Source organism: Hahella chejuensis KCTC 2396 (genome assembly GCF_000012985.1).
Lineage (GTDB): Bacteria > Pseudomonadota > Gammaproteobacteria > Pseudomonadales > Oleiphilaceae > Hahella > Hahella chejuensis.
In genome coordinates this window covers 194,555-208,535 of record NC_007645.1, presented here as the reverse complement: position 1 = coordinate 208,535, position 13,981 = coordinate 194,555, and the positions used below count along the sequence as shown (strand labels likewise).

Genomic DNA, 13,981 nt, shown 5'->3' with positions numbered 1-13,981 from the left:
AAAGGGTCCCGCAAGCAAAGGTGCCTCATGCCCTCCTCCGACTCCCGCGATCTCACCAACTCCCGCGACCTGCAGCGCCGACTCAAAAAGCTGAGTAAAAGCGAGTTGACTCAATTATTGCTGGAGCTGCACGGCAGGCATGAAGAGGTGGACGCCTTCATTGATCTATTTCTGCTACGGCGTTCGCCCTCCGCTCTGGCGGCCAATTTGAGCGAGCGCATCCAGGCGATCGGACAAAGCAGGCAGTTTATCCGCTATGGCGAAACCTTCGGCTATGCCGCGCAACTGCAACAATTACTGCAGGATATCGAGGCGAGCCTGATGGAAGATTACCCGCTGCAAGCCTGCGACATCCTGGCCGAGTTCATCATCACCCACGAAAAAGTATTTGTGCGCAGCGACGACTCCGCCGGCGCCATCAGCGACGTATATCGAGAAGCGGTCTCCACCATGGCCAGGGCGATCACCTCTGCGCGACGGCGGCAACGATTTCCAGAAGGTTACTGGTTGAGTCGCTTCGCCGAGTGGCGCGACAGAGACGCCGGCAATCTGTTGCTCGGCTTATTGGCGTCGGACAAATCCTGCTTTACTGACAGCGAACTCAGTCAGTTGGCCTGGCGCTATGAGCGGCAGCTGCGTCAGGCGGTAAAAAAAGGACTGGCGCCTCAGGATGACTACTTTCGCGAGGCGCTGACGGGATTACAGGGCGCTGCGCAAGCGCTGAACGACCCGGATCTGTATGCCCAGGCGGTCAAGCTGGCCTACCCTGAACTGAGCGACTTTTTGAAGATCGAGCTGGCGGAGAACTACCTGAAGGCGTCGGAGCCGGATAAAGCCCTCGCCTGCCTGGATACGCCGGAAGCAGACAGTCCCGACCTGCTGAAAATACGCCTGCTGGCTTATGAACAGCTCGGCGATCGCGCCAACAAACGCGACGCGTTGCAACGCCTGTTCAATCTGGAGCCCACCCCGGAGCATCTACAGGCGCTGTTGCATCTGGCGCCGCGAGAGGAGCGCGAAGAGATTATTGACGACGCCATTCAAAGCGCGGAGCAGGCCGGCGACGGCGCGCTGGCGGCCAGTTTGTTGCTGGAGCTGCAGCAACCGCAAAGGGCGCTGGCGCTATTGCAACAACAGGGCGAGGCGTTACAGCAGTATTATCACGGCGACCTGCTGGCGCTGGCGGAACGCTTTAAAGAAAACCGCATCGTCCTGGGCGCCATTCTTTGCTATCGCGCCCTGCTGGAGGACATTCTCAATCGCAGTTACGCCAAGGCTTACGCCTACGCCGCTGATTACATAAAGGAACTGACGGAGCTGGACGCCGCTGGACCGGACTATCAAAGTACGCCGGATCACAGCGCCTTTCTGGTTGCACTGCGCCGCACACACCCGGATAAAACCGGCTTCTGGAGCCGGGTGGACGGTTCCGTACTATTACGCAGCGTCTGAATGCAGTCTGCACAACGCGTTTTCAGGGTGCGTCGCGCAATGCGCCATCCAGCTCAGGTGATGTCTATCCCTCGCTCAAGCAGGCAATGGCGGTAATTCCGCGATGGCGAGACGGGGTTTTTGCCCGACCCACTGAGAAATCGCCAGGGGTTTCTCAGGGTCCACGCCCTCAAAATAATGCACTTCATCCCAGGCGCCGAATTCACGTCGCAATTCGCCGGGCTGCAACAGAAAGTCAGGATTGGAGGGGCGACCGTACTGCGGCTGCTCCCATGTGAAAGTTTCATAGAAGAGATAGCCGCCAGGGGCCAGGGCGCGTCTCAACAAAGGAAACAGCGGTCGATGCAGATAGCGGAACACCAGAATCGCAGAAAAACTATCGTCGTCCAGATCCGGCAGGCGCGTCTCCAGGTCGATGCACCAGATTCGCCCCGGCAGCCCTTCCTGCGACAGCACCTCGGCAATGCCGTCCAGCGCTTCAGCGTCCCGGTCGGCGAAAACAACATCCCGCCCCCGACGCGCCAGCCACAGCCCATTGCGGCCATGGCCACAGGCCAGATCAAGCACCGGCGCAACCGGCGCGTCACGAAACGCATCCTGCCAATTGATCAGTAAAGGCGACGGTTCTTCATCATGACAATACATCTGTCATCCTTTCATATCCGTGAGTGAACGCATCACGCGCCGATGTAATAAAGAATAGTATCTAATTGAGCCAGGGGCATGGGAAATTACCACGGAAGCCACAATGATCGCAGTCAGAAGCCAGCGATCCGCAGAGGGATACACGCCCAGCATGGAGAATAGAATGAATTTGGAGAGAATCGTCACGCCGCGGACCTGCACCAGCCACAGCCAGTTGGAGAGCGCATCAAGAAGCAGCATCGCCATGCCGGTGGCCAGGGCGAACATCCAGAATCCGCGCCACTCCTCTTGTGCGTGACCAAACCAGATCCCGCCGCACACGCCGACGACGCTGAGAATATGCAGCGTACGCAGCGCTATCTTCAACCAGCGTTTGCCGGGAAAGTCGCCGATTACGCCCGAAGAGGGAGCATCACTCATTGGGGGTCAGGCAGTTCTGTTCTGGCGTGTTCCTGAAAGTATTCGTTATACAGCGAGGTTACACGATCCAGGTAATGATCTAAACATTTGTCTTTTTGGGTCTCGAACGTCTCTTGCGCGGCCCTGAGCTCCAGCAGACGGTCCAGTCGGAATTCGCGATACTCTTTTCTCAGACGACACCAGGCGACCAAGGTCCAGGTACGCCCCCAGAAAAACATGCCTAGCGGTTCCAGCCAGCGTTCGCTTTCAACGCCGTCGACCCGCTTGTAACGCACCCAGATCAAGGTTTTTTGTCTGATTGCGGCGCGTAACTCCTCGCCAAACTGAGCGGCCTTGGCGTCCACGAAGAATTGAGGAGAATATATCTGGGTCTGCTCGCCCATGCGCTTCAGATGAGAAGGCAACTCCGCCAGAATCTTCTGCAGGGCGTGGGTGGCGGCGCGGCCCATGGCGCGGTCGCTCCAGGCCTGCACCATGCGCATTCCCAGCAACAGCGCTTCCAGTTCGTCTTCTTGAAAGTTGAGCGGCGGCAAGGTAAAGCCCCTCATCAACCGATATCCCACGCCGGCTTCGCTCTCTATAGGCACGCCGGACACCATCAGCGCCTGGATATCGCGATAGATAGTGCGCTCCGACACCTCTAGCTGTTCCGCGATAATTTTGGCGGTGGTCGCCCCACGCCGGCTGCGCAGAATAGTCACAATTTGAAAAAGACGATCAGCTCTGCGCATCCGGGAAAGGGTTCCTCACGACATGGGAAATTTCGGTTCTCAGGCGGTCGTTGAACAACCAGAGTCGTTCGCCACCTGCAGATGCCGCATTGTAACGGAAGTCGGATCAATATAGCTCATAAAGCCGCGCGTCAGTTCTGACGTCATGAACATTTCCCCCGCCTGCTTGGCGGCGTCCATGTCCCGCCAGTACACAATGTCCGTCCAGCTGTTTTCCTTTGGGTTTTCACACAGGCTGCGATACAGAAAGCCCTCGCGGTCTCTAACGAACGCGTTGACGCCCTCACTGGCCTGGGCGAAAGCGCCTTTATCCGCGCTAGGCAATAGTTTGAAGGTTACAAGCTCTACAATCTGGCTCATGCTCAGTCTCCTTGATGGAAGTGATATTAAGAACACGGAGACAGCATAAAAAAGAGCTCCTGACAGCATTCTGTCAGGAGAAATGGGGGTTGAGGATAAAAACGTTGCGCGACGCGATGGCCGCGCTGAGTCAGACCGGAGCGTCGCTGAGGTTGGCGGCGATCATCGGCATAATGGAGGCTACCAGGAGAAACGACATAGTCAGGTTGAATACGCGCTGCTGCCTGGGCCGGGTCAGCACTTTCTGCAAAATGGCGCCGCCCAGCATCCACACGCCGACACAGGGAAAGCTGACGGAGAGAAACGCCAGGGCGATCACCGCCACCTGCGCATTCATGTCGCCACTGACCGTGGTGAAAGCCGCCACCGCGCCAATCGCCATGATCCAGGCCTTGGGGTTCACCCACTGAAACACCGCCGCCTGCCAGAACGTCATGGGTCTGACATCTTTGTCGGCGCGAATGGATGTGTCCGTCATAGCGATTTTCCAGGCCAGATACAACATATAGGTCACGCCCACCACTTTAACGATCACATGCAGCGCCGGCGCCTGGGCGAAAATGGTTCCCAGACCCAATCCGACTGCGGCGACCATGGAAGGGAATCCCAGACAAATGCCCAGGAAATGCGGCAGGGTGCGGCGCACGCCAAAGTTGACGCCGGAGGCCATCACCATGATGTTATTCGGTCCGGGGGTGACAGTGGTGGAAACAGCAAACAACAGTACGGCGAAAAATAATTCCATGATGACGACTCCCCGCCGAAGCGGAATAACTGCAACTACCGGAATGCGCGGGTCAGGAGAAACCCGAAGCGCGTATGGATTTGCAAAGCTGTAAGGGTTAAAAGAGCCTCCGGATGAGGTATCCGGAGGCGAAAAATACGAGGGTAAACTCGTATGGGAAGACAAAAGTGCTAAACGATCTCGCCTCAGTGCAACCTTAGTCGCGCCAGAAAGGTTTTCTGGCTTCCGCTTCCGCCGCCTCGCGGGTCAGACCGATATCATCCAGCATACTGTCCGACATCAATGACAGCTGATGCCGGGTATCGATATTGCGGCGCCACTTGCCAATCAAATCTCTCAAACCCTGTCTTGTGGCGTCATGCGCGCCATGACTGTCGGAAGGCGTCGCATTCCGACCGAATTTTCCAAAATGTGCTACGGCCATGCTTCATCTCCTCTGCTCGGACGCGATCCGGACAAATCTGTACTTCTGGTCGCGCCTTAATTTTCGCCACCAATCTAGGTTGCATACTTTATCGCCCTTTTTTGAGCCGTTACAGATTCAAAAACCAAACATGTTGACCATAACAGATTTCCTAATTACCCTTCTGTTATGGTGTTAACCGGCTAAATCTGTACTGCTTATGGAAATGAATCTTTATGCGCGTCTGGCCGACCAGTTGGCGGATCAGATTCGCGAAGGCGTGTTTCGCGTCGGCGACAAGCTCCCTTCCGTACGCCAAATGGCGAAGAAACAACAAGTCAGCATCTCCACCGTCAACACCGCTTACGGCGTCCTGGAGGATCGCGGCTGGATAGAGGCGCGGCCCAAGTCCGGTTACTACGTGCGCAAGCGCAATGAGGACCGGCTCGCCACCCCGACGCAGACCCGCCACACGCCCAAGCCGCGTCCGGCGAATACCTCTCAGTTGGTGATGGAAGTGCAGCGCGACGCCGCCGCCCGCAAAGGGGTAAGTATGAGCGCGGCGATTCCGGCCCTGGACTTCCCTATTCTCAAGCAGGTACAGCGCACCTTCGCGCAAATGGCGCGCAGCAAGACATTTCTGGGCATCGGCTATGATTCTCCGGAAGGCGTACGCGAGTTTCGCCACCAGATCGCCCGCCGCGCCGTAGACGCAGGGGTATTTATTTCACCGGAATGCATCATCACTACCGCCGGCTGCCAGAACGCCATGGCGTTATGCCTGCGGGTACTGACGCAACCCGGCGATATCGTGGCGGTGGAATCACCCTGTTACTACGGCCTGCTGCAAATGATCGAGACCTTCGGCCTCAAAGCGCTGGAGATACCCGCTCATCCACAGACCGGCCTGAGCCTGGAGGCGTTACAGCTGGCGCTGGAGAAGTGGCCGATCAAAGTGGCGCTGACCGTCGCCACGTTTTCCAATCCCATCGGTTCGCTGATGCCGGACGAGCGTAAAGCTGAACTGGTGAAAATACTCGGCCGCTATGACATCCCGCTGATCGAAGATGACGTATACGGCGATCTGTACTTCGGCGACCACCGTCCCAAAGCCGTCAAGGCGTTTGATCCGGACGGACGGGTGCTGCTGTGCTCCTCGCTATCGAAAACCATCGATCCACAGTTGCGCCTGGGCTGGGTGATGCCGGGCCGTTATTTCGAGGCGGTCAGCCACCGCAAGTTCATCAACAGCATCGCCCTGCCGACATTGCCGCAGATGGTGATGGCGGAAGTGCTTTCCCAAGGCATGTACGACCGCCACCTGCGACAGGCGCGGGAGTGCTATCGGCAGCGTTTTGCGCGCCTGCTGGATCTGGTCAACGAACACTTCCCCGAAGGCACCCGTATCTCCCGGCCACAGGGGGGACTGGTAGCCTGGTTCGAATTGCCGCGTAAGATCGACACTACCCAGCTTTATCACCGCGCCCATGCGGAAGGCGTGATGCTCGCCCCCGGCGAGCTGTTCTCCATCTCGGGCCAGTATCGCCACTGCTTCCGCCTCAATTACGCCCAGGGCTGGTCGCCGGAACGTGAGCTGGCGGTGCGTAAGATCGGTCAGTGGGTGAGAGAAGAACTGCAATCGTCCTGACGCGCCCCCTGCGCAAGTCTCAGAGACGGGAGCGTTTGCAGGATTTATACTGAATGCTCTCAAGACCACTCTGAAGCAGGGTATCGCCGCCATGAACGACGCCACAGACGACCGCCACAGTGAAGAAACCGCCGAATGGAAACCCCAGTTCGGCCTGCGCAACCGGCACGTTCAGTCGCTGTTCGCCTCGGTGAAACTGCGTCGTCCCATGATGGCGAAACGCGCTCAGGAAGTGCTCGACCGCGCCCGTCCCTATATTTTCGACTGCGCCGATGGCGGCAAAATCCACGGCCTGCTCAGTTGTCGGGAAGACAAGCCACGCAAACTCGCTGTGTTGATTCATGGCTGGGAAGGTTGCGCCGATTCGCTGTATATCCTCTCCCTCGCCGCGCATCTGTACAACACCGGCTACGATATCTTCCGGCTGCATCTGCGGGATCATGGTCCCACTCATCATCTGACTGAGGAACTGTTTCACGCCAACCGCCTGGATGAAGTCTGTGAAGCGCTTAACAAGATGCAGACGCAACTGGAGCCGGAGCAGTGGTACTTGGCCGGTTTTTCCCTGGGAGGCAATTTCGCTCTGCGAGTGGCGACGAAAGTCCGGAAATTTGAGCTTAATTTAAGTAAAGTGGCGGCGATCTCCCCCGTTCTGGAGCCAATGCACACCTTGTGGGCTCTGGAGCATGGTCTGCCGATCTATCGCAGCTATTTCCGCAAGAAGTGGTTACGCTCATTGCGCAAAAAGGCGGATAACCACCCCGGGCTGATTGATTACGACGCGTTCTATGACCGTAAAAGCCTGACAGAAATGAGCGACTACTTCGTCGGCGCCCATACGCCCTACCCCAACTCCGAAGTATACTTCAAAGGTTACGCCGTCACCGGGGAGCGCCTGCGTCAGATACAGGTGGAAACCCGATTGGTGCTGGCCGAAGACGATCCGGTAATTCCCGCCCGGGATCTGGAGCACCTGAACGGCAACCCGCTGTTGAAGATCATACGCTCCCCCTACGGCGGGCACTGCGGGTTTATCGAAAACTTCAAAATGGAAAGTTGGGTGGACCGCTATATCGCCGACTTTCTGGCGGAAGGCGCGCAAGGCTGACCTCTCTCACGAATACATGATTTTGAACAGGCACGAATGATCTATGTCGAAGAAAAGCGCTAAAAACTCCGGACTGGTTTACTCCACTGAATTCGGCCGGATGTGTCCGGATTGCGGCAAACCTGTAGACGCCTGCGTTTGCGGTCAATCCGCCGTTCCTCAGGGCGATGGCGTCGTACGGGTCAGTCGCGAAACCGCCGGTAGAAAAGGCAAGGGCGTCACCGTGGTGAAAGGCGTACTGCTGGCGGGCGAAGAGTTAAAAGATCTCGCCAAACATTTGAAGCAGAAATGCGGCGTTGGCGGCACGGTGAAAGACGGAGTGATTGAAATTCAGGGCGATCATCGCGATCTGATTGTGGAAGAGCTGAAAAAGAAGGGATTCACCGCGAAAAAAGCAGGAGGCTGACAGAGGGACAAGGCGAGGCTGCGCCTTAAACACAGCTTGATCGCATTTTGCGATTGCGGCTATAATTTGTTCATTATCGACACCCAAGTTGTTGGAGCCCGCCATGCCCCAGTCCGTCCGAATCGACGACTTTCTTATTGACAGCGCCAGACGCGAAGCCAAAGGCGCGCACCGATCCGTCCAGGGCCAGATTGAACATTGGGCCAAGATTGGCCAGATGGTGGAGCGTTCGGGCGTTTTATCCTATGAACGCATCAGAAGCTTCCTATCCGGCGAGATACAGATAGACAATCTGAACAATGACGAGCGGCTGATGGCGTCCCGCACGCTGTTTGATCAGTTCATCGACGACGACTTCAGTTCAGTGACGGACGAACTGAAAGAGCGCGATGACACTTATTATGGCAGCGAGGACGGCGAATCGATCAAACGTTATGAGCCCTGACTGACCCGAAAGTCATTCAATCTACGGAAACACAACAATAAGGACGGAGAGTGAGACGTAAACCGGTTTTATGGGTCCTAGTCGGCGGCAACGGCGCGGGCAAAAGCACTTTTTACAAACATAAGCTCGCACATCTGGACATTCCCTTCGTCAATGCGGATGAAATCGCCAAGGGCTACGGCGAAACGATTGACGATGACGTCACCTTGCGCGCAGCGCGGGAAGCGCATGACCTTCGGGAGCAGCTGCTGCGCGAGCGGCGCTCATTCTGCATGGAAACCGTATTTTCCCACCCTTCCAAAGTGGATCTGTTACTGTCCGCCAAGCGCCATGGCTATGAAATCACTTTGGTTTATATTCATTTGCAGTTGGAAGACCTGCACGTCAACAGAGTGTCGCAGCGCGTACGCGCAGGGGGTCACGATGTGCCGGAGGAGCGCCTGCGCCGCCGCCTGCCAAGGCTGCGGGAAAACGTCAGCGCCGCCATCAACTTCGTCGACTTTGCGTATTTCTTTGATAACACAAGCGCGGAAGCGCCCTATCAGTTTATCGTCAAACTGGAGCATGGCCGACCGGTACAGTGGGGCGAAACCACCCCGGATTGGGCATTGCGCATGATTGCGGACTAGCGTCTGCGTTGTCGCGTTATTCTATCTCACTCAAGGGTGCATCCGGTTTGGCGTAGCTCAGTCGGGCCAAACGCTGGCTGCGGTGATAGCTGTCGAGACCGGACAGCGCTACGGTTTCAGCTTTTTCGATATCCACAAAGCCATCTTGCGACAAACACTCCGACGGTAATTGCACCTGCATGATTTCACCGATAAGCAGTTCCGTTCCATTGATGCTGAGGTGATGATGCTCCCTCAGCGCCATGCCCAGCGAAATTTTGCTTTCTTTCACATAGGGCGCAGCGAAGTCCTGCCGCCAGGCTTCCGTCAGTCCCACTGCGGCGAACTCGGAAACCTCTTTGGGATAGCGGGCGGAGGTCTGATGAGAGGGCCGATAAATGCCTGCATGTACTTGATTCAGTGTGTAAAAGCTTGTTGCAAGGATATTTTCCAAGGTATGCCGTTCTACCGAATGCGGGCGAATAATCATGGCCACCAGCGGCGGATGCGCGCCGATGTGCGTACAAGAGCTGACAATGGAGAGGTTGGTGAGCCCTTTCTTATCTGCCGTTCCTACCAGATTGGCGCTCTTGAACCCGGAAAGAGAGTTAATAAACGCCACCCGATACAGATGCGGCATCGATTCGATATCTTCATGATTAATCAGCATGCGGCTCTCACCCTGCAAATAATGACTGCAAACCGCTAACTATACGCGTATTTTCCACTTCAGGTTCACATCAACCCGCTCTCACCAGGGTCCAGCGGCTTGTCCGACCATACTGCCGCAATGAAGCTCAACGCCGCTCCCCCCAGGTGTTATTGAATAATGAAATAATAGTAACTATTATCATTTACATTATTAGTACTATTCACCAATAGGAACCGATCCCATGATGCGCCCTTGCAAACTCGCCGCAGCTTTCGCTGTTCCGCTGTTAATGTCCGCCTGCGCCGGGCACCAGGCTTCTAGCACCAGCCAAGTAGTTGAACCGAAACAAGTTGTCGATCACTTCGCGAACATGGCCCACGCTATGTATGCAGATTCCCTGCAAGCGGCGACGCAGTTGAACAAGTCCATCGACGTATTTCTGGCCACCCCCACCCAGGCGAACCTGGATGCGGCCAAAGCCGCCTACGCACAGGCGCGGGTTCCTTATCAGCAAAGCGAAGTATTGCGCTTTGACGTCGAAAACGGCCATGTAACGGAAGGCCTGGATGCGGATGGCGGTCTCGCCAGCATCGACGCCTGGGAAGGTCAGGTCAACGCATGGCCGCTGGACGAAGCCTTGATCGATTACGTTTCCGGTTCCTATGAAGGCGAATACAACTCGCCCAAGAACATCATCAACAGCACTGGCGTTTTCACCGTAGGCGGTCAGAGCATTGACATCTCCACCATCACCCCGGAGCTGATCGCCGGCATGAATGAAATCGGCGGCGCGGAAGCCAACGTCACCAGCGGCGTGCATGCGATTGAATTCCTGCTGTGGGGCCAGGACCTTAACGGTACTGGGCCTGGCGCCGGGGCGCGTCCCGTCAGCGACTATTACACCGACTCCAGCCAGGGCGCCTGCACCAGCGGCGACAAAAAGTCCGATTACAAGATCTGTCAGCGCCGCGCCCAGTACCTGAAAGCCGCAGCCGACCTGCTGGTCAGCGACCTGCAGGCGATGGAGGCGGAGTGGACCCCCGCCGCCGGCGCGAAAAAAGGCACGCTGCGTAACGATTTCCTCACTCGCGGCGACGGCCTGCAACGCATCCTGGACTCCATGGGCGATATGGCCATCGGCGAACTGGCCAGCGAGCGTATGAAAGTCGCCATCCTGTTCGGCAGCACCGAAGACGAGCACGACTGCTTCAGCGACCTGACCCACATCGCTATCTATAACAACGCCATGGGCGTGGTGGACGCGTATCGCGGCAGCTATGCCCGCCTGGACGGCAGCGTAGTCAGCGGTCCCAGCATTGCGGACCTGGTAGCGCATCATAACCCCGCGCTCAAACAACAAATGGATGAGCATATGAGCTTGATCGAGAGCCGTATGCGCGCCATCGTCGACAAAGCGGAAGCCAAGTCCGGCGGCAAAAAGTTCGATCAGCTGGTCGGCGGTAGCGCGGAAGACAAAAAACTGGTGCTGGACGCCGCGGCGGCGCTGGTTAGCCTGGAAGAACCATTGAGCGAAGGCGTGTCCAAAGTGCTGGCTCTGAGCCTGCAGGAATTCGACGCCGGCACCTGCCCGACTGAGGACGTAGGCGACTGCGAATCCTGATCCTGATGTAAATCACGGCGATCGGTCGCAAATCGGGTAAAATCCCCGACCGATCGCCGTAATCTCTGATAATAAGCTGTGATGAAATAATGAAGAAATCGGGACCAACCCCCTTTTACCCACTTCCATTGACCAAACACACCGGGAAGCGCCAAGGCGCTTTTTTTGCGTTTATACAGGGCGCTTTTTTCCTCGCCGCCCCCATCTATGCCGCAGCCGTGGAATACGATCTCGCCACCCAGAAACAGGCTGGCGGAGACACTACTGTACAGGCGACCCACGCTGGCGCTTTCAGTCTGAATTCCGCCAACATGAGCTCCCGTCGCAAGGGTGACTTCCTGATCGGCAACGATTTTTTTGAAGATCCCTGGGTCATCGCGCCGGCGACCACGGATCTGCGCGACGGCCTGGGACCGCTGTTCAATGTCAGCGCCTGTCAAAGCTGTCACTTCAATGACGGCCGCGGCCATGCTCCGGCTGATGCGGCGGATGACGCCGACAGCCTGCTGATCCGTTTGAGCCGACCCGCGCGTAACGCTGACGAACAAGCGCTGTTGAACAACCCCGAAGTCGCCAATCTGGGCGATCCCGTCTATGGCGGTCAATTGCAGGACCGCGCCATTCCCGGTGTATCCCCTGAGGCCCGCATTGAGGTCAGCTACAACGAAGAGACCGTAAGTTTCGCTGACGGCTTCAAAGTCAACCTGCGGCGGCCACAGTGGCGTTTGCGCAACTGGGCCTACGGCGAGCCTGCGGACGACCTGACCCTGTCTTTGCGAGTGGCGCCGCCGGTCATCGGACTTGGACTGTTGGAAGCCATTCCCCAAGCCGATATTGAAGCCCTGGCGGACCCGCAGGACAGTAACCAGGACGGCGTATCCGGTCGCCCCAATCGGGTTTGGGACGTAGAGAAAAACGCTCTGGCGCTCGGCCGTTTCGGCTGGAAAGCCGGTCAGCCCACCGTCAAACAGCAGACTGCCGGCGCCTTCAACGGCGACATGGGCCTCACCTCTTCCCTGTTTGCAGCGGACCACTGTACTGACGCCCAAAGCGCATGCAAAAAAGCGCCCAATGGCGCCGATGAAAACGGTGTCGAGATTCGCGACGACGTCCTCGACTTTGTCGCCTTTTACAGCCGCAACCTGGCGGTTCCCGCGCGTCGCAACATTGAGGACAGCGCTGTGCAAAGAGGTCATGGCCTGTTCCGAGAAGCTGGTTGCAACGCCTGTCACAATGAGTCTTTCGTCACCGCGAAACTGGGCAAAGACCACATCGAACAATCCGAGCAGATTATTTTCCCTTACACGGACATGCTGCTCCACGATATGGGCCCTGACCTGGCGGACTTGAAACTGAACGGTTCTCCTGCGTCTGCGGACGAAGTGGTGGAGCACGACGCCACCGCAACGGAATGGCGCACGCCGCCGCTTTGGGGCATCGGATTAAGCCAGGTCGTCAATGCCCAGGCGACTTATCTGCATGACGGACGCGCGCGCACTTTGCTGGAAGCTGTGCTTTGGCACGGTGGCGAGGCGCAACAGTCACGGGATAAGGTGTTGACGTTCAAGGCTGACGAGCGTGATGCGCTGGTGAAGTTTTTGGAATCTCTGTAGAGGAATCCGCTTTGAATTTTAGATCGACAAGTCTATTCAGACTGTTCAGCGCCGGCGTCCTGGCGGCGTCCGCGCTGTCGTTGTCTTCAGGCGCGGCGGCAGAAAGCCTTGAAAAGGAATACCTGCAAATTCTGCAGCAGGCCAGAAGCGATATTATCGTTCCCGCCCACGCGCAGCTCAGCGCTAAAGTCCAGGCGCTAAAGGCCAAAACGACGGCGCTGTGCGAAGAGACGAATGCGCAATCTCTTGAGCATGCGCAACAGGCGTGGCGCGAGGCCATGCAAACCTGGATGAGCGTATCGCTCATCCAGTTCGGCCCACTGCAGGAGCAAGACCGCCGCCTGCGCATGCAGAGCTGGCCAATCCGGGAAAAGCTGCTGGAGCGCGCCGTTGAGGCGCTGGCTTCCGGATCAGATCCACTGCAAGCCGCCATCAACAACGGCAGTATCGCGATCCAGGGATTGCCCGCTATCGAATATTTGCTATTCGGTAAAAACGCTCTCGATAAACTGCAGTCCGCCGATCAGGGAGCCCGCCGGTGCCAGGCTCTGACTGCGATCGCCAGCCACAGTGTTGACCTGGCGACGGAGCTGGAAAAGGAATGGAAAGGCGGCTTCGGCGACAACTTCGAAAACCCCTTTGAAGCTGACGGAAATCTCAGTGTGCCCCAGGAAAGCGTCGATGAGTACCTGAACGGACTCATGACCGGAATCCAGCAAATCACCGCCAACAAAGTGGCGACGCCGATGGGACTGGAGGGCCGCTCCGCCAAGCTGAAAGCATTGGAGTCCTTTCATAGCCGCAATTCCATCGCCAATATTCGCAACAATCTCAGCGCCCTCAGACGTTTCTATATGGGCGGCGACGGCTACGGACTTGACGATTTCCTGCTCTCCCGCGAAAGCGCCGCCATGCATAAAAAGATCACCGGATTGCTGGATGGGGTTGACGCGCAACTGGCGCAGATCGATTTCGCCCTGGAAGACGCCGTGAATGACGCGGAAAAAAACGCCAAGGTCAAAAAATTATACGAAGCGCTGCGCCAGTTGCAGGCGGCCGTGGAAAAAGAGCTGTTTCCCGTTATCGGCGTTACTCGGGATTTCAACAGCGAGGATGGGGACTGA

At 57.1% G+C, this 13,981-nt stretch carries 16 protein-coding genes; 9 read left to right on the top strand and 7 right to left on the bottom strand.

Translation table 11 applies throughout. The features are described 5' to 3' along the window. The first annotated feature begins 27 nt into the window (after positions 1-27). Positions 28-1,452 carry a DUF6880 family protein gene (locus HCH_RS00905; protein ID WP_011394191.1) on the top strand — a complete coding sequence of 475 codons (1,425 nt, stop codon included), beginning with the start codon at positions 28-30 and terminating at the stop codon, positions 1,450-1,452. A gap of 75 nt (positions 1,453-1,527) precedes the next feature. Here HCH_RS00905 and HCH_RS00900 read toward each other — a convergent pair whose 3' ends face one another. The 6 genes from HCH_RS00900 to HCH_RS00875 form a co-directional block, all read right to left on the bottom strand. Continuing rightward, positions 1,528-2,097 (bottom strand): class I SAM-dependent methyltransferase, encoded by a 570-nt coding sequence (locus tag HCH_RS00900; RefSeq protein WP_011394190.1) that lies wholly within the window; start codon positions 2,095-2,097, stop codon positions 1,528-1,530. A gap of 3 nt (positions 2,098-2,100) precedes the next feature. Continuing rightward, positions 2,101-2,517: a hypothetical protein gene (locus HCH_RS00895; protein WP_011394189.1), complete on the bottom strand. Its 417-nt coding sequence runs from the start codon at positions 2,515-2,517 to the stop codon at positions 2,101-2,103. Beyond that, complete coding sequence (locus tag HCH_RS00890) at positions 2,514-3,248, bottom strand: helix-turn-helix transcriptional regulator (RefSeq protein WP_011394188.1); 735 nt, start codon at positions 3,246-3,248, stop codon at positions 2,514-2,516. The genes HCH_RS00895 and HCH_RS00890 overlap by 4 nt, the downstream gene beginning before the upstream one ends. Before the next feature lie 39 nt (positions 3,249-3,287). Further along, positions 3,288-3,608: a hypothetical protein gene (locus HCH_RS00885; protein ID WP_011394187.1), complete on the bottom strand. Its 321-nt coding sequence runs from the start codon at positions 3,606-3,608 to the stop codon at positions 3,288-3,290. A 130-nt stretch (positions 3,609-3,738) separates the two neighbouring features. Next, the gene (locus tag HCH_RS00880) at positions 3,739-4,353 is read right to left on the bottom strand and encodes a LysE family translocator (RefSeq protein WP_011394186.1); all 615 of its coding nucleotides are present in this window, start codon (positions 4,351-4,353) and stop codon (positions 3,739-3,741) included. 196 nt (positions 4,354-4,549) lie between these two features. Then, on the bottom strand, positions 4,550-4,777 hold the full coding sequence (locus tag HCH_RS00875) for a DUF1127 domain-containing protein (protein ID WP_011394185.1): 228 nt from the start codon (positions 4,775-4,777) through the stop codon (positions 4,550-4,552). A 199-nt stretch (positions 4,778-4,976) separates the two neighbouring features. Here HCH_RS00875 and HCH_RS00870 point away from each other — a divergent pair, with 199 nt between their 5' ends. The 5 genes from HCH_RS00870 to HCH_RS00850 all read left to right on the top strand — a co-directional run bounded on the left by HCH_RS00870 (position 4,977) and on the right by HCH_RS00850 (position 8,992). Next, the gene (locus HCH_RS00870; RefSeq protein ID WP_011394184.1) at positions 4,977-6,404 is read left to right on the top strand and encodes a PLP-dependent aminotransferase family protein; all 1,428 of its coding nucleotides are present in this window, start codon (positions 4,977-4,979) and stop codon (positions 6,402-6,404) included. Between the two features lie 91 nt (positions 6,405-6,495). Further along, a complete protein-coding gene (locus HCH_RS00865) occupies positions 6,496-7,512 on the top strand; it encodes a YheT family hydrolase (RefSeq protein ID WP_011394183.1) in 1,017 nt (338 codons plus the stop codon). A gap of 43 nt (positions 7,513-7,555) precedes the next feature. Continuing rightward, complete coding sequence (locus tag HCH_RS00860; protein WP_011394182.1) at positions 7,556-7,918, top strand: translation initiation factor Sui1; 363 nt, start codon at positions 7,556-7,558, stop codon at positions 7,916-7,918. Between the two features lie 103 nt (positions 7,919-8,021). Next, positions 8,022-8,363 (top strand): ParD-like family protein, encoded by a 342-nt coding sequence (locus tag HCH_RS32000; RefSeq protein ID WP_011394181.1) that lies wholly within the window; start codon positions 8,022-8,024, stop codon positions 8,361-8,363. 50 nt (positions 8,364-8,413) lie between these two features. After that, a complete protein-coding gene (locus tag HCH_RS00850) occupies positions 8,414-8,992 on the top strand; it encodes an AAA family ATPase (RefSeq protein ID WP_011394180.1) in 579 nt (192 codons plus the stop codon). A gap of 16 nt (positions 8,993-9,008) precedes the next feature. Here HCH_RS00850 and HCH_RS00845 read toward each other — a convergent pair whose 3' ends face one another. Further along, positions 9,009-9,641 carry a flavin reductase family protein gene (locus HCH_RS00845; protein WP_011394179.1) on the bottom strand — a complete coding sequence of 211 codons (633 nt, stop codon included), beginning with the start codon at positions 9,639-9,641 and terminating at the stop codon, positions 9,009-9,011. Positions 9,642-9,864: 223 nt separating this feature from the next. Between HCH_RS00845 and HCH_RS00840 the strand changes: the two genes are divergently transcribed. The 3 genes from HCH_RS00840 to HCH_RS00830 all read left to right on the top strand — a co-directional run bounded on the left by HCH_RS00840 (position 9,865) and on the right by HCH_RS00830 (position 13,981). Then, on the top strand, positions 9,865-11,244 hold the full coding sequence (locus HCH_RS00840) for an imelysin family protein (RefSeq protein WP_011394178.1): 1,380 nt from the start codon (positions 9,865-9,867) through the stop codon (positions 11,242-11,244). Positions 11,245-11,333: 89 nt separating this feature from the next. Further along, on the top strand, positions 11,334-12,857 hold the full coding sequence (locus HCH_RS00835) for a di-heme oxidoredictase family protein (protein ID WP_011394177.1): 1,524 nt from the start codon (positions 11,334-11,336) through the stop codon (positions 12,855-12,857). 11 nt (positions 12,858-12,868) lie between these two features. Further along, entirely contained in the window at positions 12,869-13,981 is a 1,113-nt protein-coding gene (locus HCH_RS00830) for an imelysin family protein (protein WP_011394176.1), read from the top strand.

What these genes read in the sequence shown, in the direction of transcription:
- HCH_RS00890 (WP_011394188.1), bottom strand. Translation starts at nt 3,248, where the DNA reads ATGCGCAGAGCTGATCGTCTTTTTCAAATTGTGACTATTCTGCGCAGC.
- HCH_RS00895 (WP_011394189.1), bottom strand. Translation starts at nt 2,517, where the DNA reads ATGAGTGATGCTCCCTCTTCGGGCGTAATCGGCGACTTTCCCGGCAAA.
- HCH_RS00845 (WP_011394179.1), bottom strand. Translation starts at nt 9,641, where the DNA reads ATGCTGATTAATCATGAAGATATCGAATCGATGCCGCATCTGTATCGG.
- HCH_RS00885 (WP_011394187.1), bottom strand. Translation starts at nt 3,608, where the DNA reads ATGAGCCAGATTGTAGAGCTTGTAACCTTCAAACTATTGCCTAGCGCG.
- HCH_RS32000 (WP_011394181.1), top strand. Translation starts at nt 8,022, where the DNA reads ATGCCCCAGTCCGTCCGAATCGACGACTTTCTTATTGACAGCGCCAGA.
- HCH_RS00880 (WP_011394186.1), bottom strand. Translation starts at nt 4,353, where the DNA reads ATGGAATTATTTTTCGCCGTACTGTTGTTTGCTGTTTCCACCACTGTC.
- HCH_RS00905 (WP_011394191.1), top strand. Translation starts at nt 28, where the DNA reads ATGCCCTCCTCCGACTCCCGCGATCTCACCAACTCCCGCGACCTGCAG.
- HCH_RS00835 (WP_011394177.1), top strand. Translation starts at nt 11,334, where the DNA reads ATGAAGAAATCGGGACCAACCCCCTTTTACCCACTTCCATTGACCAAA.
- HCH_RS00875 (WP_011394185.1), bottom strand. Translation starts at nt 4,777, where the DNA reads ATGGCCGTAGCACATTTTGGAAAATTCGGTCGGAATGCGACGCCTTCC.
- HCH_RS00870 (WP_011394184.1), top strand. Translation starts at nt 4,977, where the DNA reads ATGGAAATGAATCTTTATGCGCGTCTGGCCGACCAGTTGGCGGATCAG.
- HCH_RS00860 (WP_011394182.1), top strand. Translation starts at nt 7,556, where the DNA reads ATGTCGAAGAAAAGCGCTAAAAACTCCGGACTGGTTTACTCCACTGAA.
- HCH_RS00900 (WP_011394190.1), bottom strand. Translation starts at nt 2,097, where the DNA reads ATGTATTGTCATGATGAAGAACCGTCGCCTTTACTGATCAATTGGCAG.
- HCH_RS00865 (WP_011394183.1), top strand. Translation starts at nt 6,496, where the DNA reads ATGAACGACGCCACAGACGACCGCCACAGTGAAGAAACCGCCGAATGG.
- HCH_RS00840 (WP_011394178.1), top strand. Translation starts at nt 9,865, where the DNA reads ATGATGCGCCCTTGCAAACTCGCCGCAGCTTTCGCTGTTCCGCTGTTA.